The organism is Eubacterium ramulus ATCC 29099, from assembly GCF_000469345.1.
Lineage (GTDB): Bacteria > Bacillota > Clostridia > Lachnospirales > Lachnospiraceae > Eubacterium_I > Eubacterium_I ramulus.
The window spans coordinates 29,694-53,972 of record NZ_KI271113.1 but is presented as its reverse complement, the minus strand read 5'-3'; the positions used below and the strand labels follow the sequence as shown (position 1 = coordinate 53,972).

Below are 24,279 nucleotides of genomic sequence, written 5' to 3'. Positions count from 1 at the left end.
CCTTATTGTGCACAGCCGCCGCTAAAATAATAGCCGTATGCATGACCGTTATAATCGAATTTGACGTTGCCGCCCTGCACATACCAGATACCATTTTCATTCTGAACGGCACCGTTATAATTGAAATTCACTTTTCCATCCTGCAGATACCACCAGCCAGCATCATTTTTTGCCAATCCAGTATAGTTAAAATCGACCACGCCATCGCGGATCATCCACCAGCCGTTTTTATTATTTGCAATGGTGTTCGCAGATGCGTCAAACACCCCGTTTTTCACATAGATCCATCCTGCATCCGGTGTGATCCCAATGGTATCTTTCACGACTTCTGTTTTCGTGGTCGTTACCACACCATTATCCGCCCAGAAGATCCCGTTTTCGTTTGCGACCAGCCCGCTATAAGACAGATCTGCTTTTCCATCCCGTAAAAACAGCCATCCTTTACTGCTGTTTTTTGCCGTTTCATTTTCCGATACCTGTAATCTTCCGTTAGAAAACTGATACCATCCGCCATCATCCAACTGGATCAGACCATCGGTGTCCTGTTTCCAGCCGCCCTTCATATGCCACCAGCCCTCCCAGTTTGGGACAAGCAGGGAACCAGTATTTTTCTGCACGATGCCCCGGTCGATATAGCCAAGTACACCGATACTGCTTTTAGACAGGACCAGTGACGGCATGGTTGCATCTGTTTTATCCGTATCATATACATACTGGTCTTTATCATTAATATCCTGTGACACCTCTTTCCATATCACGCTGGCTTCCTTGATCGTCGCTGCCTGTGCAGGCACCAACGAAGCTGCCATGGCGCACACCATCAGACCAGTTAAAAGCAGTCTCTTTGCTCTCTGTCTCACGCTTTGTTCCTCCTTTGTTTTTTTCTCAAGTGCTTCCCTGTCTGCACACAGGCCATGCAGATACAGCCAAGGATCAGGCACATACCGATCCTCCGGCACCAAAGTTCCCTTTGGATATCCGGTGTGGAAGCATCCTCTATCGGCTGCTCCTCTCTCTTTTCGTCTCCGCCTTCTGTTACAGTGAAAGATCCCTGTCCGCTTTCCGTCCGCACACAATACACCACGTACCGGGATGCCCCATTAGATCTGTAAGGATGACAGGTAATCAGGGTGAGCATGTCACGCCCCTCCTGGATTTTTAACCTTTCACTGTCAGTCGGTGCGATCACCTCACAGGATTCCACCTTATAACAAAGCGTTTCCCATGGATTCTCCACCAATACCGCATCCCCTGATTGGAGCTTTTCGATCTCCTTAAAATACTTGCCGTTTTTCCACCCTCGGTGTGCCGCAATCACGCTGTTGGTATTCTTCCCGCCAACCGGCAGGGATGTTCCGCCAAGCACTGCTGCACCAAGGTTTAAATGGGCATCGGTCGCTCCCACATAGAGCGGCAGGGTACAGTCCATAGCAGGGATAGAAAGAATGCCGATCGGCTCACTGGCATCCGGGAAAAAATCCGGAACCACCTTCACCGCTTCGGCATCCCGAAATGCAGCCTGCTCCGTCTCAAAAAGCGTCTCATTATAGGTTTTGCTCTGCTCTAATACCGTCTCCGTCCATACGGTATCCTCATTTTCCGCTTCCTGTTGCATGTCAGATATAGATCCTTCCGATTGAAACTGCCGGATCACCTGCTCCTGTTGGTGTTTTGTCCGGACAGCACTCCAATCCGGATAGAAATACACGCCTGCACCAAGTGCTATGAGCAGGATGCCACACAGCAGCCGCGTTTTCATTGCTCCCTCACTTTCTGTCTGTGCCGACTTAAGATCCGAATCATGACACCTGCACCGCCTGCTATACCGAAACCAAGTAACAGGGCATTAAGGTAAGCATGCCTCCAGGTAGAACTAACCTTGTCCTCTGTCTCCTGTCCGCTTGCCGTCTCATAGGTCCGCTCTCCGGTGACCACCAGCCGATGCGTATTGATGCCATAGGGCGTGCAGGTAACAAGGGATACCAGATCCCTGTCTTTTTCAGGTGCCAGTGCCTGGGTATCTTCCGGCAGGATCACTGCCATGTCGCACACCTGATACGTCAGTGTCTCATCCAGCACGTGGATCAAAAACAGATCCCCGGTTTCAAGGTCTGAAAGATCACTGAACATCTGTGCCCGGTTCATGCCGGAGTGTGCCGAGATCACCGGACGGTTTCCGGCGCCGCCAACTGGCAGCGCCGTACCTTCCATATGTCCGGCTCCCCGCTGTAACACTTCTGCTGAAGTCGTGTGATATACTGGCAGATATACATGAAGCTTTGGAATCTCCACAAAAGCGAAGATACCGGAATCATCCAGTGCTAACTGGGAGGCATAGGGAAGCTCCGGTTTCTCCACGATCTGGGTTCCGGTAAAAGGATCGGACAGGGTTATGTGTGCTTCCGACAGCCACGCATTGTATGCAATGGCATTCTGCATAAGTTCCTCTGTCACATCCGACTGCTCTTTTGCTTCTGCCGCATAGACTGCTACACTGGACTGTGTATGAACCCGGTAACACCAGTCACTAATCCATGGATAGCCGACCAAGCCAATCCCACCAAGGATCAGCAGGATCGCTGCCACCCTTTTTAGCCATTTCTGTTTCATTTCTGTTTGAGATTGATGTGGAGTTCTCTTTTACGGGTAACAAGATAACAGCCGCCTGCCACTGCAACCACGCCAATGATCGTGACCAGATACAGTCCCTTACCGCCGGTCTGTGGTAATAAAAATCCCTTCGTGTTATTGACGGTCAGCAGGACTTTTGCGTTATCTTCTGTCATTGCCGCATCCTTTTTATCGACTGTTGCGGATGCCGGTTTGATCGCCCCGACATACAGGTCGGTCTTTCCGATGGTCCGTCCATTTGCAACCTCACTATTTGGAGCTCCTGCTGCAACCTGAAGCAGTTCATCCAACTGGTTCGTGACCAGATTGCCATTTTCGTCATAAATTCCGCCATGGTAATTTTTGACGATTTCAGCCGCAGCTTCGGCATCCATTCCGGTAACACCCGCGACGGAGGCGATTACATCCCGGTCTGTTGCGGTAATGTCTACTACGATCTGGTCTTTCAGCAAGTTGTAACCATCGTCCGTAGCTACTTCCGTCAACTGGTATTCATCTGCCTCTGTTCCATTGACCAGGATCTTTCCGGTCTCGGCATTCGGGATAAACGTGGTTGCTTTTGTTTCATCGGTAGTTTTTCCGGTCACATAATACACGCCATCTTCGGTTTCTGACGGTTCTGCCACAACATAGTACGCATCCGAAGCGTTATACAATTTAAACTGTACATTCTCGTAATGACCTTTTTTGTCTGAAAATGTCTTTGTGAGGTCTAATCCATAGGAGTACACATAGTTTTTGTCTTCCAGCATGTTATAATAGCCGTCCGATGTTCTGCTCCAGACCAGATTGACATCGTTTGGATTTCCTTCATCGCCCAAGACGACGGAATCATCCGAATGGACTGTTGCCGTATAATAAGCCACCATGTAATAATCTGATAATCCATCCAGATCATCTGCCCCCTCCGGGTTATTGGTTCCGGTTCCATTGATTACATTTAAACCGGCTTCCGTAAAAGAGAGTTTCAAGCGTGTGGAACCGTCCGTCGTCACTGCTCCGGTATCCGGGTCCTGCACCGTCACATCAACATACTCCTGGGAATAGTCCCCGGAAGAAAGATTCCAGAGTAATACGGCATTCTTCGTGTTATTCGCATTTGCATCCTCAGCATTATTGTAAAATGCGATCTTCAGATCCCTGTTGTATGAAATACCTTTCGATAAGGTATCCGTAAAGGTATATTCGCTGAGAAATGTTGCCTTGGAGCTGATGTGCGGTAATTTGGAAACCAAAATGTAGTCCAGCACATCCCCTTCCGATGCCGTTGTTGTGTCCCGGTAAGCAAAATCTTCACTGTAACCTGCGCCACCTTTCCCTGCAGTCACGCCATCCGCGGTATATCCCCCGCGGTTGGCGACATATTTCTCCGCATTGATATCTTCCGTATTCTTGGCATTGGTGTCCTTATTAAATACAACCAGGGAATCCGAATCATTACGTGAGATATAATCAGATCCGGTATGTACGGTCATGTTCTTATCCGTTTTAGATGCTACACCGGAAGCTTCTGAGATCGTATTGCTGTAAGCATTGCGGACACTTTTATCCAGTGTTGGATTTCCGGTCTGGTTTTTCGGGTAGACGACCATATCATACAGCCAGGATTCCCCGCCGGACTCATGCGCCTGTGTGCCATCCGCACTTTCAGAATTGGTCACCCCATCTTCCGCATGGCTTCCATTGCTCCCATAGCTGACACCGTCCTCACTGGTCTGAGCGCTAGTATTGGTAAATGGAAGCTGGACGAACCATGGATTAACGGTCTCTACTACCTGTTCTGGAACCTCTGTCTCCACAAACAGGTATAAGCCAAGCTGCAGGTCCTCCGCATGGGTATAACCGTTCTTATCTGTCTTTGGAAGATTAACGACTCCTGCTTTTGTTTTCTGATCCGTTGTGGAATCTTCCGTACCATAATCATACAGGTAAGACTCCAGCGCATTTTTTGCTGCCACATTATCTTCTTTTAACAGAGCTTCCATGGCATCTGTAATTTTCTGGCTTGTCACATGATAGACTCCGGTATTATGGCAGGGATTGGCTTCTTTTTCACCTGTCATGTCAATGTTATCTTTTTCTGTAAGTCCAAGGATCTTTGCCAGATCTGTCGGGATCTCATAGACAAGCTCAACGGTTGTTCCGGTGCCCTCCTGCACGCTGTGTGTTTCTACATTTCCAACACGTAAATAGGAAAACTGTACCCCTTCGATGGCATAATCCTTTAAGGCACTTTCTACTCTGCTGTCTGCTTCTCCGGTTGCCTTATAAGTCCCTGCCTTATACTCGCCTGCTGCCTCCGCCGCAGTAATGTCATATTTATAAATGGAGATAGATCCTGTTTTTGATTCATCAATGATGTCTGCATTCAGCAGATCATTCTTTGTTGCCGTATTATTGGTTGTCACAGCCGATGTTGCTGCATACACAGTCGATGATACCGGTGCCAATGCCAACAGACCGGCAACAGCAACGACACCCATACGTTTTCCATGCTTTAAAAATTTGATATAGCTCATTCTCTCATCTGACGGATGATTCCGCCTGCTCCTTTCCGCTCTTGATTTTTCTCAAAAGTTGTTTCTTTTTCCGTATGGCCATACGCTTTTCCCCTAGGGGATTTGCAGAGTAGAGCATCTCATCATGCTGTCTCTCTATCTCTACCTGCTATTATTGATATACGTCGATTGCAAATTTGGGACAACTTGGTAACAAATCTCATTTCGGTAAAAAAGAAAAAAGCATCTATACCAGTTGTACCGATACAGACACTTTTCTACTAATTTTTATATTTGATTATTTCTCTGTAATTATTGTATAATTACAAATTTCACTATACCATTTTTATACCTTTTTTTTCTACTATATCCAAAAGTTTCTGATATTCAACAGATTCTTTATCTATTGATTTTCCGCAAATAATTAGCTTAGGGTTTACAAATGGAATACAATCTCCTTTTGCATCTCCATCTGCATCTTCTTTTTCTCTCTCATAAATCAATCGCCACTCTTCTTCAAACTTATATGACATTCCTTTGGTTGTACATGTTAAACGATATTTTGCATCAGAATTATCATCTATATCCAGTAGATCTTTATGGTTTAAGGCAATATCCCCACATTTTTCTCTGTCGTTTACATATCTTACTGGCATAATACTCATCCCATCAGTAGCTTTAACCATATTCAATACCTCATAGAAACTGTACACCAAACAAATCCCCGTCTCATTATTTGCGTATTCTCTCCACATCCTTTCGTTATCGTGACGCTCTGTAAAACAGGCAATCATCCACATATCTCTCAAATCTTTAATTTTTTCCATAAATTTAGGATTTTCTTTAATATCATTGATATTGATACGTTCCTTGACTGTTTTCTCTGCATTTAGTAATGGATATTTTTCCTTGATAATATATTTGCTTATTTCTTCAAAATCAAACACTGGTGTACAATCCCCATCATCCTTATATGATGAAGGCCATCTCATAAAAATAGTTTCATTCTCCAAACTATTAAGTTCATCTGAGTTTAAAGATCTATACCTAAATAATGATTTAAAAACCCCTCCTACATCTGGTATGCGATTATATAATTCCATCACCGCATCTATACACGCTGTCCTATTATTATTTACATATCCTTCAAAATTCGCTTTGTTTCTTATTTCCAATTCTTTATTCGTCAACTTTACCTTCCTCCATCTGTCTATTTGTTCCTACATGTCCTGATTTTCCCAAAATATTACTTTTTTTGCTACAACACTGTTGATATAAACTGAGCTAATGCTGCAACTGCCGCACAAAATTCCGTTGTGCCCTTTATAGCCTGTAAAGCTGCCAATGCAGTTTTAAGCATTGATCGCTTTGGCTTTTCAGATACTATCTCTGTTTCTACAACCTCTAAGCTCTCCATTGCAGTTTCCTTATCTTCTGGTGACATAAGCGTAGTTGTTGCTTCCTTAACTCCTCTAATTGCCTTTTCTAATTCATCCGCATTGATTCCAATATGCGCTGTTGCCGTAACAGTCGAATTATCATTTGCAATAATTGCCTGACCATTTTGTACTGTTACATTATAAACAATCTTTTCATCAATTCCCATATCAATCCCTACCTTCGTCAAATAACTTTCTATATGGCGTATCAAAACCATAACAAACCGATCATTAAATCCTTTTATTTTATCCGGAAACTTATTAGAAGTTGAATAGCCCATGGAAATTCCACAGTAAATAGCATTTTTCGTATCAACCAGATAACGCAAAACTGCATACACATTACGAATCTCTTCTTTTTCTGTATCACCCAATGAAAAAATATTATTCCCATAGGAACCTTGTACTTTCTCAACTTCTTCTTCCAGATCCCAGTCACAATTACCGCAGTCTTTAATATATTCATTGATGATTGGTGTTGATTCCAAATAATTCAGGAATTTTCCAAGCACTCCTGTATAGTCCCTATAATCGGCTTGAAGCAACCGATTGGCATAACTGTTAAAATCATACTGAATTTTTCTTAATTCTTTTCTACTCAATTTCATAATTTTTCACCCCACAAAACGGACAATATGCTCCTGTCATTTTTAATAATGGTTTAATTTTCGCTGTACGTTTACAACATAAAAAGGTACATATTTCCATTGCATCTATGCCTGATCGAATAGGATCTTCGCTTTCATGTTTTGGACGTTTTCCAGCTTTAAATGTAAGCACTCCACTTTTATTATGACGTTCTATACCTTTCAATACATCATAAACCATATCATTTTCTGTATTTTTTATCTTTTTCATTGCAAGTTCAAGAACATCATCTGTAATATAATTATCACTTGTCAATCCACAACTCGGACAAAATACGTGAAGAATTCCATCATCTTTTAAATCTGAAGGCGTAGTCTTAAAAAAAGTACCGCAATGCTCACATTGTAGTAAAACATATCCTTCATCATCTGTAGGAATTGAAATTTCTATTGTAAGTTCATTATTCATGTAAACTCCTCCTGTTGAAATTTTACTTCCACATCAACTTATATCCTATGTTTTTATTTGCATTACTATTTTACCACAAAAAAAAGGAATGTACAATCAAGTCATACATTCCTCTACCAACTATGTAATTACACAATAAGTATTTTATAATTGTTTCGTAATTAATTTTTCTATGGATGTTGATAGCATGTTTTTCCGTCAGCATCCACTGTGACATATCCGGCAATTCCATGAATCTGATATCGCTTTAGTCCTTCGATCTGCTCCATCCGGTCGATGATCACGATGCGGCGCACCTGCCCTGTAATGCTCTCATAACGTTCTTTACTTGCAAGAAGGGCAAGTTGTGATTCCTCTCCTTTCATGACTTCCAAAATCTCATATATACATCCATCTGCAAAAAATGCCAATAACATAAACGGAAACTCCCTGCTGTCGATCGCCACCGGGTCCTGTGCCTGCATCCGTTTCTTAAAGTCCAGGAACACCCAGAATGCCTGCTGTTTTTTTTGAAGCTGTGTAAGGTGTCCTGTATACTTCTGCATATCGGCATAGACATTCTCACTGCCATGGATCTTTGTTGTTTTATAATAGGACGTATCCAAAAAACGCGCATCCGGCAAGTAAACACCTTCCTCCGGCTCACAGACCTCGCCTGTCTGTACCATCTGGTGCAGTAGATAGCCGACCTGCTCCTGCTTATTGTCTGCAAAATACTCCAGAAACTGCCGCTTACTTACCCGTCCCACTGTGACCAGAAGGGAGTTGATCTCCTTTCGCAAGTCATGCTTTTCTTTTCTTTCCTGGAACTCCACCTGTTCCCCCTGAAGGTTTATTGTCTGCATCACGCTCCTCCCATCTGTACATACATCTGCTCCAGGTCCTTCCGGTCGGTCGTAATCAGTTGATGCTCTAATGCACTTGAACGGAACCAGACCGGGATGTTGTTCCCACCGGTACATAAAAGCCCATGCCCGCGCTCAAAATGCAGGATTTCCTTATACTCTTCTGCCGAAAGGGACAGCAGCTTTTGCACTGCCTGTGCTTCATCCCGCTCCAGGTTTAATACGATCTTGGTTTTACAGTTATTGATGATACCTTTCCCATATTTTCCATCTTCCAGTGAAAAAAAATCGTTCAGATCCTGTGTCGCGGCAATCGCTGCCCCACCATAGCCGCGTATGATTTTGAAAATCTCCAGAACGATCTCCGCTGCCTTGGCATTTGACTTGGAACCGATCAGCTCCCAGATCTCATCTACAATGATCGCCTTTTTCTTCGTTCGGTTCTCCTTTGCACGCGCATACACATACTCTAATACCGTATACATCAGCGCTGTCAGGAATTCACCCTGAATGTCCGAAACGTCAAAGACCATGTACTCACTTTCTCTGATATTGGTCTGCTGGTTTAAGGATGCAAACGAACCATGCACGAACCGGTTCAGCATCAGGCACAGACGCTTGGTGCCCTCCGGCATTTCCTTTAATACATCGTAAAGGTCTGAAAGTACCGGCATCTTCTTATATGTCCCTGCCGCCACATCATAAAGGGATGCATTGTCATGGGTAATGCCGTATTTTTCGTAGGTCAGAATCAGCGCTTCATCCAAGATCTGATCTTCCTCTGCCGTCATAGTTGGAATCAGCAGGGAAAAGAACACATGCAGGCTCTGTACTTTAAGGGCAAGCTCCGATGCTTCCCTTCCGGCTCCATCGATCACATGGTTTGCAGAATCATCTTTTTTTCGGATCTCCATGACATTGATGCAGGCGGACCCGCCTGGGGAAAATTTGACATAGGTGCCATTCATATTGTCGCAGAGCCTTTTATACTCATGTCCTTTATCCGGAGCAATGATAAACGTCTGGATCTTCTTCTCCCGGAACCGTTTGGCAAGAAGCTGGATCGTATACGTCTTTCCGGCTCCGCTGGTTCCCATGATTGCAATATTGGCATTCTTATAACTGGAGGTATTAAAAAAGTCAGCCATGCATAGGGAGCCGTTCAGCTCATTGCTCCCAAGAATGATGCCATCCGGATCACTCATTTCATAACTTGAAAACGGGTAACATGCCGCCAGTCCTTCCGTTAAGATGTTGCGCTTGGCGCGGGAAAAGATCTTCCGGTCGCAGCGTGCCAGTGGCAGATAAGTATGGAATGCCCGCACCTGCTCATAGTCACATGGGGATAGTAAAATTTCCATGGATTTCAGATAATCGATGTATGCCTGTGCCTTTTGGCGCATCGCTTCCAGGGAAGGTGCAGAAATCGTAACGATCAGCGCAAAATAGTAAAAATCATTGGTGTTCGCTCCACCCGATAAGCCATTTTTCAGGTAGTACCCGGAAGCAATGCGGTCGCTTAATTCGTCATATTCTGCCGTAGACTGGTCCATCCCCTTGATGCTGGAGCCTTTCCATCGCAGACGCCGTCCGATCCGCTCAATGTATCTGCTCCTATCTTTTTTCTCTACATACAGGTCCACATCCACCCCGTCCCCGGCATTGATGATGCAGGCGGTCCAGCCAGCCCCTACACGTGCCGGGATGGAATCCGCACGCACATAAAAGGTCTGATAGTAGATGTCATCCATCTGCAGGTAGTCACTGTGCCTAAAATCCAGCCGCTTCGGAGTAACATATTCTTTCACCGGAATCTGCTGTGTCCCGGCTTTCCCGTAATTCAGATCATAATACCGGTACACTTCGGACACCCGTCTGGAGAAATCAACGGAACTGTTCCTTGTCCGGTTGAGCAGGTCGTAAAAGATCTTTGCGGTTTCCTCTGTCGTGCTTCCAAGGATTGCCACCCGGTTCCCGCAGTTTTGCAAATAGGTCAACACCCGGTCACGCATCCGGCACAGCACCCGCTCTATTTCTTCCTCGGTCTGCATCCGAAGCTCCTGCTTTGGTGCTTCAAACGCAAGGAAAAAACGTCTGGAGATTGCTTCATTTTGTCCCAGGTCAATGAGCAGCTTCCTACTGTCCTCCATCATGGCTCTGCACTTTTCATCCGGCTCACATGCGATATTTTCATTCAGACGTTGTAAGTAACTGGAAATATCCGTCTTTTTTGCCAGCACCTTGATCTGGAAATTATCCGGTGCGATCCGCAAGAATTTCTCAAAATCGTAGATCACCTGTTCCTGTTCTTCCCTGCTCTTTAACAAAAAGTTGATTGGTAAGACTTCCAGAACTTTCACATACCGCCCATCGTCCGTATAAATGGTCCCGTTTTTAATCTTCTTGATCGGCAGGAAATCAACCGCCAGCGTTGTCGGAAGTGGTAACTGGTCTGCCTTTGCATCCGGTGTCTTTCTTTCTGCTTTCGGTACGGACATTTTTTCTGCATGGATCATCCGCAGACGCTGTGCCGCACTCATATTCAAAAAATCATCTGGCTCCTGCCCTGTCCTATCGGTACTGCTCTCAAACGTCCGGCATTTTCGCATACGTTCCAGTTCCCGATAGATTTTTTTCTCGTGCCGTAACTGTTTCATTTTCATCTGTGTCTGCCCTTTCTGCAGCCACTTTTTTTCATCCGGCGTGCTTTTGCCTTCTCCCGCTGCATTTTCTGGTATTCATTGCGTACCAGGAGCTGTTCCCGATGGATCTTGACGCTGCTGCCCGGTGCCTCATACAAGCCCCGGTCTTTCACCGTCTGAAAAAAGTCCTGCAAAAACGAAAACAGGCTCAACTCATGGATGCCTTTTAGCGCCAGCACCGCCAATGGGAGCAGGATAAAAATGGCAAGATACATCCGTACCTTAAACGGGAACGGCAGCAATCGGAAGATCACGCTTCCCGCCGCGCCGACCAGGATGATGGCTTGTACCATGCTGCTCCAGGTGATTTTTCCATACACATATCCTTCCTTCGCAAAATTGTAGGGAATAATATATTGTTTCAACGTATTCCTCCTTCCTGTGGTAAAAGCGGCAAGAATCAATCTCACCGCTTTTGAAAAATGGAAAGTACAGTAATCGCATGCCTTGCGATCACATAGAAAGATATACGTCAAAACGTCAGGATCGGAAACTTCGTTTTCTCACAAGCACCAGGCAAACGGCACAGGCCATGCCAATCCCGGCAGGGAGCAGCCACTTTCTGGTGACCTGTTTTTCCGGAACAATATCTTTCATCGCATCCCCACTTTCTTCTGTCCTGGTCTGCTCGGATGTTTCTGCTTTTTTGTCCGATTCCTGTGTTCCCCCGGAAGATGCCAGAATCTGGTCGATCACATCCGTCTGTCCCGTAACCGCTTCATAGGGCAGTTCCATTTTCTGGTCTGCCACATACCGGTATGCATCCATCTCCTGTGCCGCTTTGCAGACCAGCTCCGTTCCGGCAGTATCCTGTTCTCCAACCAGTAACGCGATCTCCGGCTTCTGCATGGCATTTCGGTCAACCGTAAAATACTTTGGGTAATAGACAGTGACCGGCTCCTGCTTCTCATCGTATGCATTGATCCCTGTGATCTCATAGGTTCCGGCATCCAGATCAACCGTCTTTTCTGACGCTCCCACAGAGGTTACGGTATAATCCTCCTGCCGGTAAGTCACCGTATCACCATAATACACATCCAGTACCGCATGCAGCGTGATCTGCACCGTTCCGGAAAATTTCTCCTGTCCAGAAAACACAATCTTACTGGTGACTGCTTTCGGTGCTTCTGACCGGCCGACAGCAAACACATATACCGGCTCTGTCTGTTCTTCTCCAGTCACCGAAAATGTCTCCGGGGAGCACGAATAACGGTAGTCAAAATACAGGTTGTCGTTAAACCGGATAGCAGACAGCCGGTAAGTCCCAACCGGCATCTGTGCGGTAATGGCATGGTTTTTATACTCCCTGCTTGCTACGGTTACCTCTTCCCCCGTATCCTGTTCTTCAAACACCAGTTCCATCGTCTGCCCGTCCAACGACAGATCCACAAAGCACTGAATTTGCACTGTTCCCATCACTTTTTCCTGCCCGGCAGCAAATACCGGAAACGGTAACAGCAGTGCCAAAATGAGCAGACTCATCTCACATAATTTTCTCATGTATCCTCTTCCTTCCTGTCCATCCATGCCGTTTGTGGCATGGTGTTTTTCCTGTAACCAAAAAATCCAGACATCTACACAGTGGTATTTATTTACGTTATGCTATTCTGTCAGGAGACAATAGAACGTATCACAGCCATAACCGTACCTTTTTTTGTCTCCTTCCAAAGCCACTAAAGAAATATCTGGAATTTTCTGATCACAAAATGCCTTGATTTTCCAATCGATTCCTTTTCTTTCATTCAGATCATTTCTGAAACCAAAACCGGCGATCCTGCAATCATACCTCTGGCGGTCCACAGCCCTCATAGGCTCTGCACATAGGTTTATACCACTGCTTCCAGACCGTCCGAACCGGAACGCAGAAAAACTCTGCCCCGTTCTCCCCCGACTCTAACCAAAACAGGAAACGTGCCTGCTGCCAATGGTTTCTTCCCGACACCGTTCTGAAGGTTTCCGTATTTTCATGGGGCGCATTTCCCATAGCTTCCTCTGTAACTGGTTCACTCTGATTCCTTCCGCCTGCTGCCTGCTCCATATCCTGTCCCAGATCATCCAGATATGGGTAGAACGGATTCATTGGTGTAAGTTTCTGCCCATTCCCTTTAAAATGTGCTGTCCGGGCAAAACGCCTGATATGCTCCGGAAGGTGCTGCTCATCCCAGATATCGTGTTTTGCGATCTCCACCGCAAGGATTGCCGTTTCCGGATCAGGCAGAACCGGATCTTGTACCACATTCCCCCGTCTGGAAAAATGCCGGTTGCAATATCCGGGCAACACAAGCAGCATGCCCTGTGATTCCAGACATGCGGGATGTGTCTCATAGATGCCCAGTAAGCCATCCGACACAAAAGTGCCAAGTCTTCGCGACACCGTAGACTTAGAGCAGTTCCAGCGCACCGCCAGATCATCCAGATGCACTCTGGGATCTAAGATCTTTTCATTTTCCATACATTCCTTGTACACTTTTTGGTTCAGTTCCAAGTGTACTACCGGCATTAATACACTACCTGCCGTATAGGGATCACACACGGTTCCATGAAACCACAGGTCCAGGAACATATCCATCGGGCTCAAGTGTCTGTCCGGCTCATCCAATCGTAATAACTTTGAAATTGCTGTAATGGGGAATAATATGAATCCTGATTCCGCATAGAACAATCTCTGCATGGGCGAAAGCTCCTTTTTCGGATTTATGAAAATACAGCTCCAGTCCAGCCAGATCCACACCTGCCCCTGTTGCACCTTATAGGTCAGAACCTTCATCTTCTGCATTTCTTTTAAGATCTGCAGAGCATCTTCCGGTGTTCGCACATCCAATACCCGGCAAAGATGATTCCTGTGCTTTTTGGAGTCCAAAGGAAGGATCAGCATTCCGGTATTATATGCAATGCCATCCTTGTATCCAGGTCTGGTTGCCGCTCTTGCCCACAAGCGCAGGAAATGGAACAGATGTGTATTGCCCTTGCTCCGCTTCAGGGAAGAGTACGATAAAAATTCGGTTAGTACAGCCCGGTTCATCTGCTTATACTTCATATCACTAACGGCAGTATGATCGACTGCCACCTCCTGATAGCGCGGGCGGCACTCTGCCTGTGTTCTCTTCTGTGTTATCATTTTCTGCTGCATCTTCCCTCCCACTCTTTCTGTCCATATCCTTAGTGTATATATACTTCACATTGCGTTTTGCGGAAACTTCAGATAATCTTAAGAACACTTTCTATGTTTTGTGGTATACTGGAAAAAATTGAAGATGTTCATGCTAAAACAGTATGATAAATCGAAATGTTGGGAGATGGATTTTATGTGCTTTTGGTTGTTTATGTTAATATGTGATTTATTAGTTCCAATTATTATGATTGTCGGCGGAAGAATAATGTGGAAACATTGTCCCAAACATATAAATGGTATATATGGATACAGAACAACTCGTTCAATGAAAAATATGGATACATGGAAATTTGCACACGACTATTGCGGAAAACTTTGGTGGAAAATAGGATGGGTAATGATTATACCCTCTGCTTTGATACATATTCCATTATACCATAGTGATAAGAATACGATTGGAGTTGCAGGATTGATTCTTATGACAATTCAATGTATTCTTTTGATTTTATCAATTTACCCAACTGAGAAAGCTTTGAAAATACATTTTTATGATGACGGAACACGTAGATAAATTTGGACTTGTAAAGGAAATGTACAACATGAAGAAAATCTGCTTAGTGGTTTTTTCAGCTTTAACAATAGTATTAGAATTATTGCCTTGTGGAACAGTTTGTATTTTTGCAACATCTCCAACAGAAAGAGTAAAAGAAACATTCTCATACTTTAGCCTTACACCGTTTGGCTATGCAAATTTTGCTCCACTTATCACAGCCACACTTACTGTTGCCATCTTCTTGCTTTCATTGTTTTCATTGAAAAAGAATGGTATTCTCAAAGCATTGTTTAACCTTTCAATTATTACTGTAGTTATTTCTCTTTTGCCGTTGATGTACGGCTTAAACTACTACACCCTTGTAGGAGCCTTTATAACAGTAACACTTGTAATAGAAAGTATTTTGGCTAAGATACAACAGAAATAAAATGCTAACTTCAAGTTTGTCAAATTGGAAAATTAGAATTATGGAAGGAGAGTTTGCTTATGGGACAGATAGCAAATCAAATGGCATTAAAATTATTTTTTAAGATTAAAGAGCGAATAAAAGAAAAAAAGAAGCAAAAACAAGACAATAAAAACAATGGTTCAAAGAAATAGACGACTTCCAGTTTTATGAGTTGGCTTATATTGGGGCATCTATTTTTGCGGTTTATTATGATCCTTGCCAAAGGTGTATCCAAGACCAAAACAGGTTAAGCCGAAACTTACCACAGCTATAAAGTCAATACTACATATGGCTTATCCCCTATTGAAAGGCCAACCGCCTACTATTACGGTAGCACTCATGTTTCCATTATAAAGCTCAAATATATATCACATGATTTCTCCCATCGTAGTTTATATCAGAAACAAAGAGAGCATGATTTTATTCTGACAGAATTATTAGCTGCCAGAGTAGAATCCTGCTCTCTTATTCATAATAGACATCATTTCATGATATCCAGTAATTCATTTGGTGTAACAATAAACGGCTTTTTGGGAAAATGCTTGCTGTTTCCAGTCACAAGGTATGCATTTTCATCCTGTTTCGCCATAACAACTTCGTAAAACACAAGATCTTTAGGATCTGGCAAAATTTCATTTGTAATAAGCTGCTTTGCAAATACACCATAGGTTTTTATTGTATCTAAAAGTAATTGAATGTTTGCATCCGGGAACTTAAACTTTGGACGGTGAAGTACATTATCATATTCTGCAAGAATCTCATCATTGAATACAGGAATAATTGTTCCGTCAAAAACAGCATTAAGCACCTGAACCGTTGCCGCATCACTATGTTTGGATAGTAAAGCGGATATAAGAACATTCGTGTCAATAACGACCAGACAATTTATATAGCGTATCCTTATGCTTTACTATTGCGGGCAAGTTGTATTTCTGCATTTATATCATCTAAAGATAATTCCTGCAGGTTATTTTGTTCAGCAGAACGACGCAGAGCATTAAAGGCAGCGCGTCCATCCTCTAAAGAAATGCTTGACTGTGCCGAGATTTCAAATGGGATTTTACGTTCTCTGACAACCGCACGTGCAAAAATATTAAATGCAGTCGAAGCATTCATGCCAAACTCTTTACATAAATTATCAAACTGATTTTTTAGTGATTCATCCATGCGGATACTAAATGTAGCCTGAGCCATAAAACATACCTTCTTTCATAAATATAATCGATGCATTTGTTATATTTATTATACACAGGAAAAGCAAAAATATCAATAATTAGAACACAAATAATTGTAAAAGCAACACAATAGGTTCAAATCTTCATGTGGAATATAAGCCCGGTTAGTTTCCCCGACCGGGCTTTTTGCTTATCCTTTACTTTGGAACAGCCGTTCCGCTTCGTTCATTCTTTTCTTCAAGGCCTGGTACGAATTTTTCCGGCGTGCAGGGTAAAGGTTTCCCGTATACTTTGCCCCTGCCCCGCTGGAATCCACAGCACGCTCATAACCGGCACAAAATTCCTGTGCTGCCAGTTGCGGATCTGTCGCCGTTTTTAGGAAAGTTACCAGTTCCGGGTAATCGGCAAGCTCATATACCATGAAGCTGACCTGTCCCTGGAAAGAATCCGGGGCATAACCGTTTTGGATACAGTAATTCTTCATGTTCCGTAAACGGTCATCTCCCCACTGGCAGATGCCATAATATCTTCCCGTTACATTGGTCGGATTATAGGTGCTCTCCACATAGATATTTGCCAGCACACCGCAGGCTCCTGCCTTACTGAACCCACATGTTTTGGTCAGATATTCATACAGTGCATTTTCATCCCCGACACTGCCTGCCAGAGCCGCCACATACGGACGTCCATACCCAACGATGTGGTTATTGGTCTGGAACTTATCAATGCACACCCTTCCCCGGCTATACGATGCCTGGATGATCTCTGCCGCACCATCCCCATCAATGTCACCTGCATACATCGCCACATGGTCAATGTTTTTGTATCTCCCGTTCCCAGCTCCATACTGGTAAAAGATCAGGTCTCCCGGACGCAACTCCCCAGGTCCGGACAGTGCCGTACCGCGCGTGTCACAGTGTTGCCCCAGGTCTGCCGCTGTCATGCCATAAAGGGTATCATATCCCGCCTCCTGATAGCTTTTTGTCACCAGGGAAGAACAGTCGGAAAAACCGGTCAAAAGCCGACGCTCCTGACTGTATATGTCTGTACTGTGGTTTGCCAGTGCACACTGCACTGCAGTTGCCCCAAGGGTGTAATCCCCAAGGATCGCGCCCCCGCCGCCTACGGAAAATGACGTGCTGCTTGCGGTGGCATCCCGCCAGGAAATGATCTTATTGATGCTCTGTAAATCCTCTTTGGTCATCTGCTTGTGGATCTTTGCCGGGCTCCACTGGAGCAGGAAGTCCTTGGCGATGCTAAAGAAGCCAAATACACCCTGATCCTCCGGTGCCGGATCACCCACAAGGAATCTCAACAGCCGGATTGCAAGGTTTAAGCTGTTTTCATCTGTAACAAAAGCATACTCCCTGGACTGTGTCTGTACCATGGATGCCACCGGTTCCTGCAGGGATATGGTATACTGGCAGGTGATGTAACGGATGACTTTCTCTGTTGTTACGCTCTCACTTTCAAGCTGCCACCATTCCCCATCGGAAAGCATACCATCCCCGTTTTCCATATGTTTTTGAAATAAAGCTTCCCAATGCTCTTTTGTTTTTCCACCGATCCCCGCAAGCTGGTCCATTTCATCCAGATAATAGCGTTTCCCTGTATCCAGGTACTGAAATGTTTTCACTTCCGGTCCGCAATAACGGTAATAGGCGCGTGTAGTCACTTCCTGTGTCGTCTCTTCCCGCACAAGGTCTTCCCCTCTCGCCCAACTCCCCCATGGGATGCTCTCGATCAGAACGGGTAAGTCTGCTTCCAACACGCTCCCGTCCCCATTTTCCATTTTTGTAATATCCTCTGTCGTACAGGAATTTTGGATCAGTGGCAGAAAATACTTCTGATAGGTCCCATTGCTCCAGAAGGTATCATAATCAGACACCAGCGTATAGCCTTCGTATACGACTTTTGTCCCGTCTGCATCCACCATCGGCTTCCGTCCTTCCCCGGTTACTTGCGTATGTGCTTCATACACCCCATTATAATCTGCATCTACCGCATCATAGAGGGATTTTAATGTGCCTGCCGAGGGCAGCATATGGAAAGTATCATACGTTCCATACCGGCTCCCGTCAAAATCTGCCAGCAGGGCAGAAATGGAAGCTACATGCCCGGCATCTGAAAAATAGGTATCCATGACAGCCGTCAGGTTTTCCGTTTCAATCTGAAACATCTCACTGGTATAATCAGCAGAATTTGAAAATCCTAATTGTGAAAAGATCACCCCAAACAGGCTCCCAACCACAAATAGAAAGCCGATCAGCACTGCAAGAATCGTTACCAACACTTTTACGATAAACAGTTTCGGATTTGTCGCTGCACTCACTGCCTGTCCTGCAAACCAGGCAGCCCGCTGTGCTCCTTTGTTCTGTTCCATAAAACTCCTTTCTTGCACAGACAGCCCCATTCCATACCGGAATGAGGCTTGTCCGTTTATCAGGTTCCATCCCCCACACTGCCATCATTGTTCAGGTGGGTTTTGGTATCATATTTATTCTGAAAAGTTCCATTTTTAAATGTAGTCGCATTCGCATACGCATTGACCGCGCGGTTTGAACTTCCTTCATGGATCTTCAAATACGTGGTATCATCCAGCCGCACACAAGATTCCGGATTCTGCTGTGCGTAAGTTTGCGTCACCCTGGTTCCGCTAAAAGAATGTACCGCGCCCTTTTGATCCGCATAGATGCCATGCATTTCCCCGTTTCCGACGGTATGCACCTGGAAGCCCTGGTTTTTCGGCATTGCCGCCACGCCAAAGGAGCGTAACCCTGCCTCATCTGCCAATGCCTGGTTTGCTCCACCGCCTTTAAGCTGTGCCGCCGGGAGTGGTTTTGGAGCTCCTGCATAGATATCTGCCCGGTCAGCTCCGACTGCAGTTGCGGCGTCTTGTATCGAAGCGTATGCCTGACCGCCAACCGTTGCTTCCCATCCACTTTCTGTTTTGGAAAATTCTGCCGGATGAATGGCTCCGTCTGCTCCATGGAGTGCTCCATAAGCCTTTGCATTTTCTCCTGCCGGACCGGATACGGCATGTTCTGACAATCCTGCTTCAAACGCTGCCTGATCTGCCAGGTTTACATCGGATGCCGCGATCTTTGCCATGTCAAACCCTTTCATGTCGGACCTTCCATCGTACACTGCCATGCTGTCTGCCCCCAGGGCAGCCGCTGCCTGCTGTGGAGTTTCATAGGATGTGCCGCCTACCAGCGTATTCCATCCACCGGCATCGTTCTTCTGGAATTTCGCGGCAAACTGGGTATCCTCCCTCTGGAATGCCCCGTAAGCCCGCTCTTTTCCGGGCTTTCCTGCCGCATGTTGCTCCAGTGCGTCACCGGTCTGCTGCAGATCATACGGATTGATCCCCTGCACACCAGTCAGTCCATGCACCGCATCCGCACCTGACAACCGGTTTCCGGTGGAGAGTTCCCGCCAGCCATCTCCATTTGCTTCTTTCGTTATATTTCTTGCGCTGATGCTTCCATCCGGGGCAGTACGCATAACTGCCATGGAACTGTTCTCTTTTGTTGGCACTTCCCCCTGTTGTGTCTGATACTGCTTTCCACCAAGTGACTCAGAAAATGCCTGGGTATTTGCCTTTACATCGTTGGAAATTTCGCTCTCATTTAACAGTTCTGCTGCAGGAGCAGCCGTTTTCCCTTCCGCCAAGGTTTCGCCGCCTGGTGCAGAAGTTCCTTTTGTTTCTCCACCGATAGGTGTCCCTTTTGCCATCTTTAATGTCTGGAACGCTGTTTTTGCCGAGTTTACAACCATCTGCTGTCCCTTAGACGACAATCCGGCAGATATTCCGCCAATTCCGATCGGCAGGCGGATCGGTTGCATCCCGGTACTGAGCAGACCGATCTTCTCCAATAACTGATCGAGATACTGGAAAAAATCATAAATACCAAGGGTAATGCAAAACAATAAGATGTTGTCCGCAATCAGATCCGATTCCCATAGCAACGTCTGCATCATCGACCAACAATAGATATACGTCATCATGCCGGAAAAGAGCATGGACAGCGTCGAGGAAATATACAGTTTCAGATAATTCTGTGCCATCTGGCGGGTACTGTTAGAACCAATCGTGCAGATACCAACTGGTGCCAGCACACGCAGTAACTGATAACGCACATAGCGTTTCACGTACTGTACCATCAGTTTGAGATACCGCCACCCAAGGACTGCTGCCAGTACAATGCCGATCAGCATCTGCAATCCGCTCAGACCGATGCCTGAGGAAAAATTTAAGGAACTGGTTACCCCGTCATCGCCAAACTTCTGGTCTGATAAAAGTGCATCCAGGGAAAAATTAGTGGAAAACTCATGTGTCACACCATCCATCCAGCCCCATGCCTTTGCAATGAGGTCTGAAAACAGGTTTAATACCGGTTTTACATTAAATACAAGGAAAAATGCCACTACCGACCAGAGGATCAGGGGCAATGGTTCATCTACTGCCCCCTGTACCTTCTTTGCAAACATGGAACGGTACAACTGATATGCCATGATACCGATCACACCCGCAACCGCCAGCGGTCCGATCACATCATCCACCAAAAGGTCTAACAGGTTCATTTCCCCTTTGTTAAAGATATCGTGAAATTCCCCGGTTGAAAGCGTCAACGTCCCGGTAAACCACTTCGTGATCAACACAAATGCGCCATAGACCAGGTCCTTAATGACTTCCAACAGGGCATTTACAAGCCATGCCATACTATTCCTCCTTCCAAAAAATCTCCCATGCATGAAATGCACAGGAGATCTCTCTATCAGGGAACTGGTTCCTACCCCTTAATATAACGATGCGTTGTCCCCAATTCCAAGGTTTGTAGTAACAAAATAGATGATGGATGCCATCAGCATGATCGCGATCCAGCAGACAGCGATCCGCTTTAACCAGGCGATAGATTCTTCCACCGTATTTCTGTTTTTCGAGAAAAACATTAAATACAGACAAATGCCCGCCACACAGCCCGCCGTTACAGATGAAATCCCTGCAATGGATTTATACAGGGTATTCATCATCCCTTTGGCTTTTGTGAAGATATCGCTTCCTTCTGTCGCATGCATCTGTACTACCGCCATGCTCCCAAGCAGCATGACTCCTTCCAGGCGGATCGCAGCCGCCTTTATCCTTTTCTTCCATACGTTCTGATCCATGTTTTGATGTTCAGATATTCTTCGTGTAAGTGCGTACATTTTTGTTTTTTTCCTCCTATGATGTCAATTTGCCGGAACCTGTCCGGCTATATGTTTGATATACGTCACTTTTGAAAATGTGGAAACTAGCAAGGGATTTTTGAAAGCCCGCCGGGAGCATTCCCAAAGAGACTTGTTCCCCTCTTTACGTCGGATACCTATGAATCGTTGTGTTTCTCCTGCTAATACGAATGGGATATCCGTTGACTATATAGCAAAATTTGTGTATAATTTTGTTATCAAACAAGGAGGTGCTTTTATGCCAACCATCAGATCAAGTGCTGATTTAAGGAATAATTACAATGAAATTTCCACATTTTGCCATAATTATCCTGAACCAGTTTTCATTACGAAGAACGGAAAAGGCGATCTTGCTGTCATGAGCATTGAAGCCTACGAAGAACTGACCAGCCGCTTTGAACTATATAGCCAAATCAAGGAAGGAATGGACGATATTGCCACAGGCAACACCAGACCATTTTCTGAAGCTATGGCGGATATCAGGAGCCGTCGCCGTCGATGAGCTATCAGATTCATATCACGTCCACCGCAGAACACGATATTATGCAGGCAGCGGATTACATCGAATTTACCCTCAAAAATCCGGATGCCGCGGAGCATCTGTTAGATGCTGTGGCTAAGCAGATAGGCTCATTAGCCGACCTGCCACAGAAGTTCCGTCTGGTAGATGAGCCGGTACTTGCAAGTTGGGGCATTCGTTTTGTGATCATCAATCATTACCTTGCCTTTTATACGATTGATGAAGAAAAGCAGACAGTAATCATCGTCCGTTTTCTTTATCAGAAAAGTAACTGGTCTTCCATTCTTCGACAGGGATTTTCCCTCATGTAAGGAATCTGTTTGTATGCAGGTTCCTTTTTTCATGCAATCTTTTCTATCTAATCAGCCATAACCTGTTGTATATGTCACGTCTAATAATACGGAAACAAAAAGAGACAGCCGAAGCCGTCCCGTTTGTTATACTACATGATTCAATTTTTCCTATCCAGGATTTTCAGAAATTATAATGATCCCTGTTGTCCCATAAGCAGTTTCAGTTCATTCAGATTCAGCCAGCCTTTGCCGTCCTTTACTGCATCTTCCGTTTCCTGTAATTTTAGCAAAAGTTCTTTTTCCGCACATTCACGCTCATAATTTTCCATGCGCCATCCTCTCCTTTCTGAAATCAATCACCATCTGCCTTTCCGTTTAGATCATATCCACAGCCTGTTGAGCCATCTGTACCATTTTTTCAAATGCCTGTGCAAAATGTTCATCATCCTCACCTGTCCGCTTTTTCGGACCTTTGATGTGATTTTTGCTGGAGCTTCGTCTGGCTTTTTTATTTATATGCCGTTCCATCAGCATCTCATCGATATTTTCATCCGTATACCACTTCCCGGACTGGTGGATCGCATATGCTCCTTTTCCAAGAGCCATTGCTGCCACACCATAATCCTGTGATACTACAATATCCTCTCTATGGCACAGACTGATCAGTTTATAGTCTACTGCATCTGCTCCCGCGCCAACCACGATCACTTCACTATATTCAGATGCAAGCACATGGTTCGTATCACAAAGCAAAGTAACTGGCACATCATATTTTTCAGCTATTTTCTCAACGATTCCTACAACCGGGCAGGCATCGGCATCTACAAATATATTCATATTTTCCACACTTTCTTTATTTACTGTAACACCATAACACAATCATTTTTGCTAGTCCTTTATCACTATACAAAAAACTCATATAAACCCATTTCATAAATTGAACGGTATGTCCTGTCTGGATATTGCCTGATATAAAGGTCCACATCCATTTTACAAATTTGCTCATCCACAATATACCGTTTTATACGATCAATATACACTTCATTATTTTTATCCATATACAACTCTACGTCTTTGAGAAAATCTAAGAACTGTAATATTTTATAATTTTCCTTAGTAACAGGGATTTTTGCTTTACGAAGAATCACTTTTCTTCCCTGCAAGTTCACCTCTTGCACTTTCGCACTTGCATTATTTGATACGATTTCTAATGTATACGGCACCTGTGTAATAACTCCAAGCTGATTTGCGAACGTATAACCAGAATAATAACCATCAATCCTTCCGTTTCTGGAAACGTATTTATATCTTGCGACGGTATCAGCCCCAAGCGGGACACCTCCCGTCAGCCGACTTTCTTTCGGGAGATAATAAATACCAGTATCAAATCTCTTAATCTTTCCCGAATCACATAGTAAATTAAACATCTGCCGGAGATTGGCATCTGATATCGAAATCTGAAGATCAGAAACAAAGATAGGTTCATTCGGTTTATAATTGGAAATCAAATATTTATATAACTTTGTCATAAGCCTATCCTAACAACTTTTTCTTATATTCAACATAACATATTTTGATCCCTTCTGCCAAATTACATTATACTCATTTTACATATTCAAATAAACAAAAACAGGCTCTGATTCAGAATCTCTCTAAATCAAAGCCTGCCTGATACGTTTGCTACCTAATTATGTTTTTCCAACCAATTATCTGGATATTTCAAAACACTTTTCTATACAATGTTTACATCTGCTCTAAATCCAGTTGTATATGCA

At 44.6% G+C, this 24,279-nt stretch carries 24 protein-coding genes; 4 read left to right on the top strand and 20 right to left on the bottom strand.

Going from position 1 to position 24,279, the window contains the following annotated elements; translation table 11 throughout:
* Window positions 1-2: 2 nt before the first annotated feature.
* The 12 genes from HMPREF0373_RS06385 to HMPREF0373_RS06330 form a co-directional block, all read right to left on the bottom strand.
* The gene (locus HMPREF0373_RS06385; protein WP_021738842.1) at window positions 3-860 is read right to left on the bottom strand and encodes a hypothetical protein; all 858 of its coding nucleotides are present in this window, start codon (window positions 858-860) and stop codon (window positions 3-5) included.
* Window positions 857-1,759, bottom strand: a complete 903-nt coding sequence (locus HMPREF0373_RS16010; RefSeq protein WP_021738841.1) for a class C sortase — start codon at window positions 1,757-1,759, stop codon at window positions 857-859. Before HMPREF0373_RS16010 ends, HMPREF0373_RS06385 begins: the two co-directional genes overlap by 4 nt.
* Window positions 1,756-2,610, bottom strand: coding sequence for a class C sortase (locus tag HMPREF0373_RS06375; RefSeq protein WP_021738840.1), 855 nt, complete (start codon window positions 2,608-2,610; stop codon window positions 1,756-1,758). Before HMPREF0373_RS06375 ends, HMPREF0373_RS16010 begins: the two co-directional genes overlap by 4 nt.
* Complete coding sequence (locus tag HMPREF0373_RS06370; RefSeq protein ID WP_021738839.1) at window positions 2,607-5,150, bottom strand: SpaA isopeptide-forming pilin-related protein; 2,544 nt, start codon at window positions 5,148-5,150, stop codon at window positions 2,607-2,609. Before HMPREF0373_RS06370 ends, HMPREF0373_RS06375 begins: the two co-directional genes overlap by 4 nt.
* A 314-nt stretch (window positions 5,151-5,464) precedes the next feature.
* The gene (locus tag HMPREF0373_RS06365) at window positions 5,465-6,319 is read right to left on the bottom strand and encodes a DUF2971 domain-containing protein (protein WP_021738838.1); all 855 of its coding nucleotides are present in this window, start codon (window positions 6,317-6,319) and stop codon (window positions 5,465-5,467) included.
* 68 nt (window positions 6,320-6,387) lie between these two features.
* A complete protein-coding gene (locus tag HMPREF0373_RS06360; RefSeq protein WP_021738837.1) occupies window positions 6,388-7,176 on the bottom strand; it encodes a hypothetical protein in 789 nt (262 codons plus the stop codon).
* Window positions 7,163-7,624, bottom strand: coding sequence for a hypothetical protein (locus HMPREF0373_RS06355; RefSeq protein ID WP_021738836.1), 462 nt, complete (start codon window positions 7,622-7,624; stop codon window positions 7,163-7,165). The genes HMPREF0373_RS06360 and HMPREF0373_RS06355 overlap by 14 nt, the downstream gene beginning before the upstream one ends.
* 170 nt (window positions 7,625-7,794) lie before the next feature.
* Window positions 7,795-8,469, bottom strand: coding sequence for a DUF5697 family protein (locus HMPREF0373_RS06350; RefSeq protein ID WP_021738835.1), 675 nt, complete (start codon window positions 8,467-8,469; stop codon window positions 7,795-7,797).
* Window positions 8,469-11,126, bottom strand: a complete 2,658-nt coding sequence (locus HMPREF0373_RS06345) for a VirB4 family type IV secretion system protein (protein ID WP_167618640.1) — start codon at window positions 11,124-11,126, stop codon at window positions 8,469-8,471. Before HMPREF0373_RS06345 ends, HMPREF0373_RS06350 begins: the two co-directional genes overlap by 1 nt.
* Window positions 11,127-11,128: 2 nt before the next feature.
* Complete coding sequence (locus HMPREF0373_RS16005; RefSeq protein WP_049946815.1) at window positions 11,129-11,536, bottom strand: hypothetical protein; 408 nt, start codon at window positions 11,534-11,536, stop codon at window positions 11,129-11,131.
* A gap of 115 nt (window positions 11,537-11,651) precedes the next feature.
* Window positions 11,652-12,671 carry a hypothetical protein gene (locus HMPREF0373_RS06340; protein WP_147597874.1) on the bottom strand — a complete coding sequence of 340 codons (1,020 nt, stop codon included), beginning with the start codon at window positions 12,669-12,671 and terminating at the stop codon, window positions 11,652-11,654.
* A gap of 280 nt (window positions 12,672-12,951) precedes the next feature.
* The gene (locus HMPREF0373_RS06330; RefSeq protein ID WP_021738829.1) at window positions 12,952-14,301 is read right to left on the bottom strand and encodes a hypothetical protein; all 1,350 of its coding nucleotides are present in this window, start codon (window positions 14,299-14,301) and stop codon (window positions 12,952-12,954) included.
* A gap of 175 nt (window positions 14,302-14,476) precedes the next feature.
* Here HMPREF0373_RS06330 and HMPREF0373_RS06325 point away from each other — a divergent pair, with 175 nt between their 5' ends.
* Window positions 14,477-14,854, top strand: a complete 378-nt coding sequence (locus HMPREF0373_RS06325) for an SdpI family protein (protein ID WP_044963221.1) — start codon at window positions 14,477-14,479, stop codon at window positions 14,852-14,854.
* A 28-nt stretch (window positions 14,855-14,882) separates the two neighbouring features.
* On the top strand, window positions 14,883-15,263 hold the full coding sequence (locus HMPREF0373_RS06320) for a hypothetical protein (protein WP_044963185.1): 381 nt from the start codon (window positions 14,883-14,885) through the stop codon (window positions 15,261-15,263).
* A 502-nt stretch (window positions 15,264-15,765) separates the two neighbouring features.
* On the opposite strand, the gene HMPREF0373_RS06315 is transcribed toward HMPREF0373_RS06320, so the two are convergent.
* From HMPREF0373_RS06315 to HMPREF0373_RS06295, 5 genes are all read right to left on the bottom strand, one after another.
* On the bottom strand, window positions 15,766-16,155 hold the full coding sequence (locus tag HMPREF0373_RS06315; protein ID WP_341348892.1) for a putative toxin-antitoxin system toxin component, PIN family: 390 nt from the start codon (window positions 16,153-16,155) through the stop codon (window positions 15,766-15,768).
* A gap of 29 nt (window positions 16,156-16,184) precedes the next feature.
* On the bottom strand, window positions 16,185-16,478 hold the full coding sequence (locus HMPREF0373_RS06310) for a type II toxin-antitoxin system RelB/DinJ family antitoxin (protein WP_021738825.1): 294 nt from the start codon (window positions 16,476-16,478) through the stop codon (window positions 16,185-16,187).
* Between the two features lie 171 nt (window positions 16,479-16,649).
* Window positions 16,650-18,842, bottom strand: a complete 2,193-nt coding sequence (locus tag HMPREF0373_RS06305) for a phage tail tip lysozyme (RefSeq protein ID WP_022036630.1) — start codon at window positions 18,840-18,842, stop codon at window positions 16,650-16,652.
* A 59-nt stretch (window positions 18,843-18,901) separates the two neighbouring features.
* Window positions 18,902-21,184, bottom strand: coding sequence for a hypothetical protein (locus HMPREF0373_RS06300; RefSeq protein ID WP_044963181.1), 2,283 nt, complete (start codon window positions 21,182-21,184; stop codon window positions 18,902-18,904).
* A gap of 78 nt (window positions 21,185-21,262) precedes the next feature.
* Entirely contained in the window at window positions 21,263-21,670 is a 408-nt protein-coding gene (locus HMPREF0373_RS06295) for a hypothetical protein (RefSeq protein WP_021738822.1), read from the bottom strand.
* Between the two features lie 259 nt (window positions 21,671-21,929).
* On the opposite strand from HMPREF0373_RS06295, the gene HMPREF0373_RS06290 reads away from it, so the two are divergent.
* On the top strand, window positions 21,930-22,193 hold the full coding sequence (locus HMPREF0373_RS06290) for a type II toxin-antitoxin system prevent-host-death family antitoxin (protein ID WP_022036628.1): 264 nt from the start codon (window positions 21,930-21,932) through the stop codon (window positions 22,191-22,193).
* Complete coding sequence (locus HMPREF0373_RS06285; RefSeq protein WP_021738820.1) at window positions 22,190-22,522, top strand: type II toxin-antitoxin system RelE/ParE family toxin; 333 nt, start codon at window positions 22,190-22,192, stop codon at window positions 22,520-22,522. The genes HMPREF0373_RS06290 and HMPREF0373_RS06285 overlap by 4 nt, the downstream gene beginning before the upstream one ends.
* 170 nt (window positions 22,523-22,692) lie before the next feature.
* Here the strand turns inward: HMPREF0373_RS06285 and HMPREF0373_RS16705 are convergent, their stop codons facing one another.
* From HMPREF0373_RS16705 to HMPREF0373_RS06275, 3 genes are all read right to left on the bottom strand, one after another.
* Entirely contained in the window at window positions 22,693-22,833 is a 141-nt protein-coding gene (locus HMPREF0373_RS16705) for a hypothetical protein (protein WP_021738819.1), read from the bottom strand.
* A 46-nt stretch (window positions 22,834-22,879) separates the two neighbouring features.
* A complete protein-coding gene (locus HMPREF0373_RS06280) occupies window positions 22,880-23,341 on the bottom strand; it encodes a YaiI/YqxD family protein (protein WP_021738818.1) in 462 nt (153 codons plus the stop codon).
* A gap of 65 nt (window positions 23,342-23,406) precedes the next feature.
* Window positions 23,407-24,033: a DUF6088 family protein gene (locus HMPREF0373_RS06275; RefSeq protein ID WP_021738817.1), complete on the bottom strand. Its 627-nt coding sequence runs from the start codon at window positions 24,031-24,033 to the stop codon at window positions 23,407-23,409.
* Window positions 24,034-24,279 lie beyond the last annotated feature (246 nt).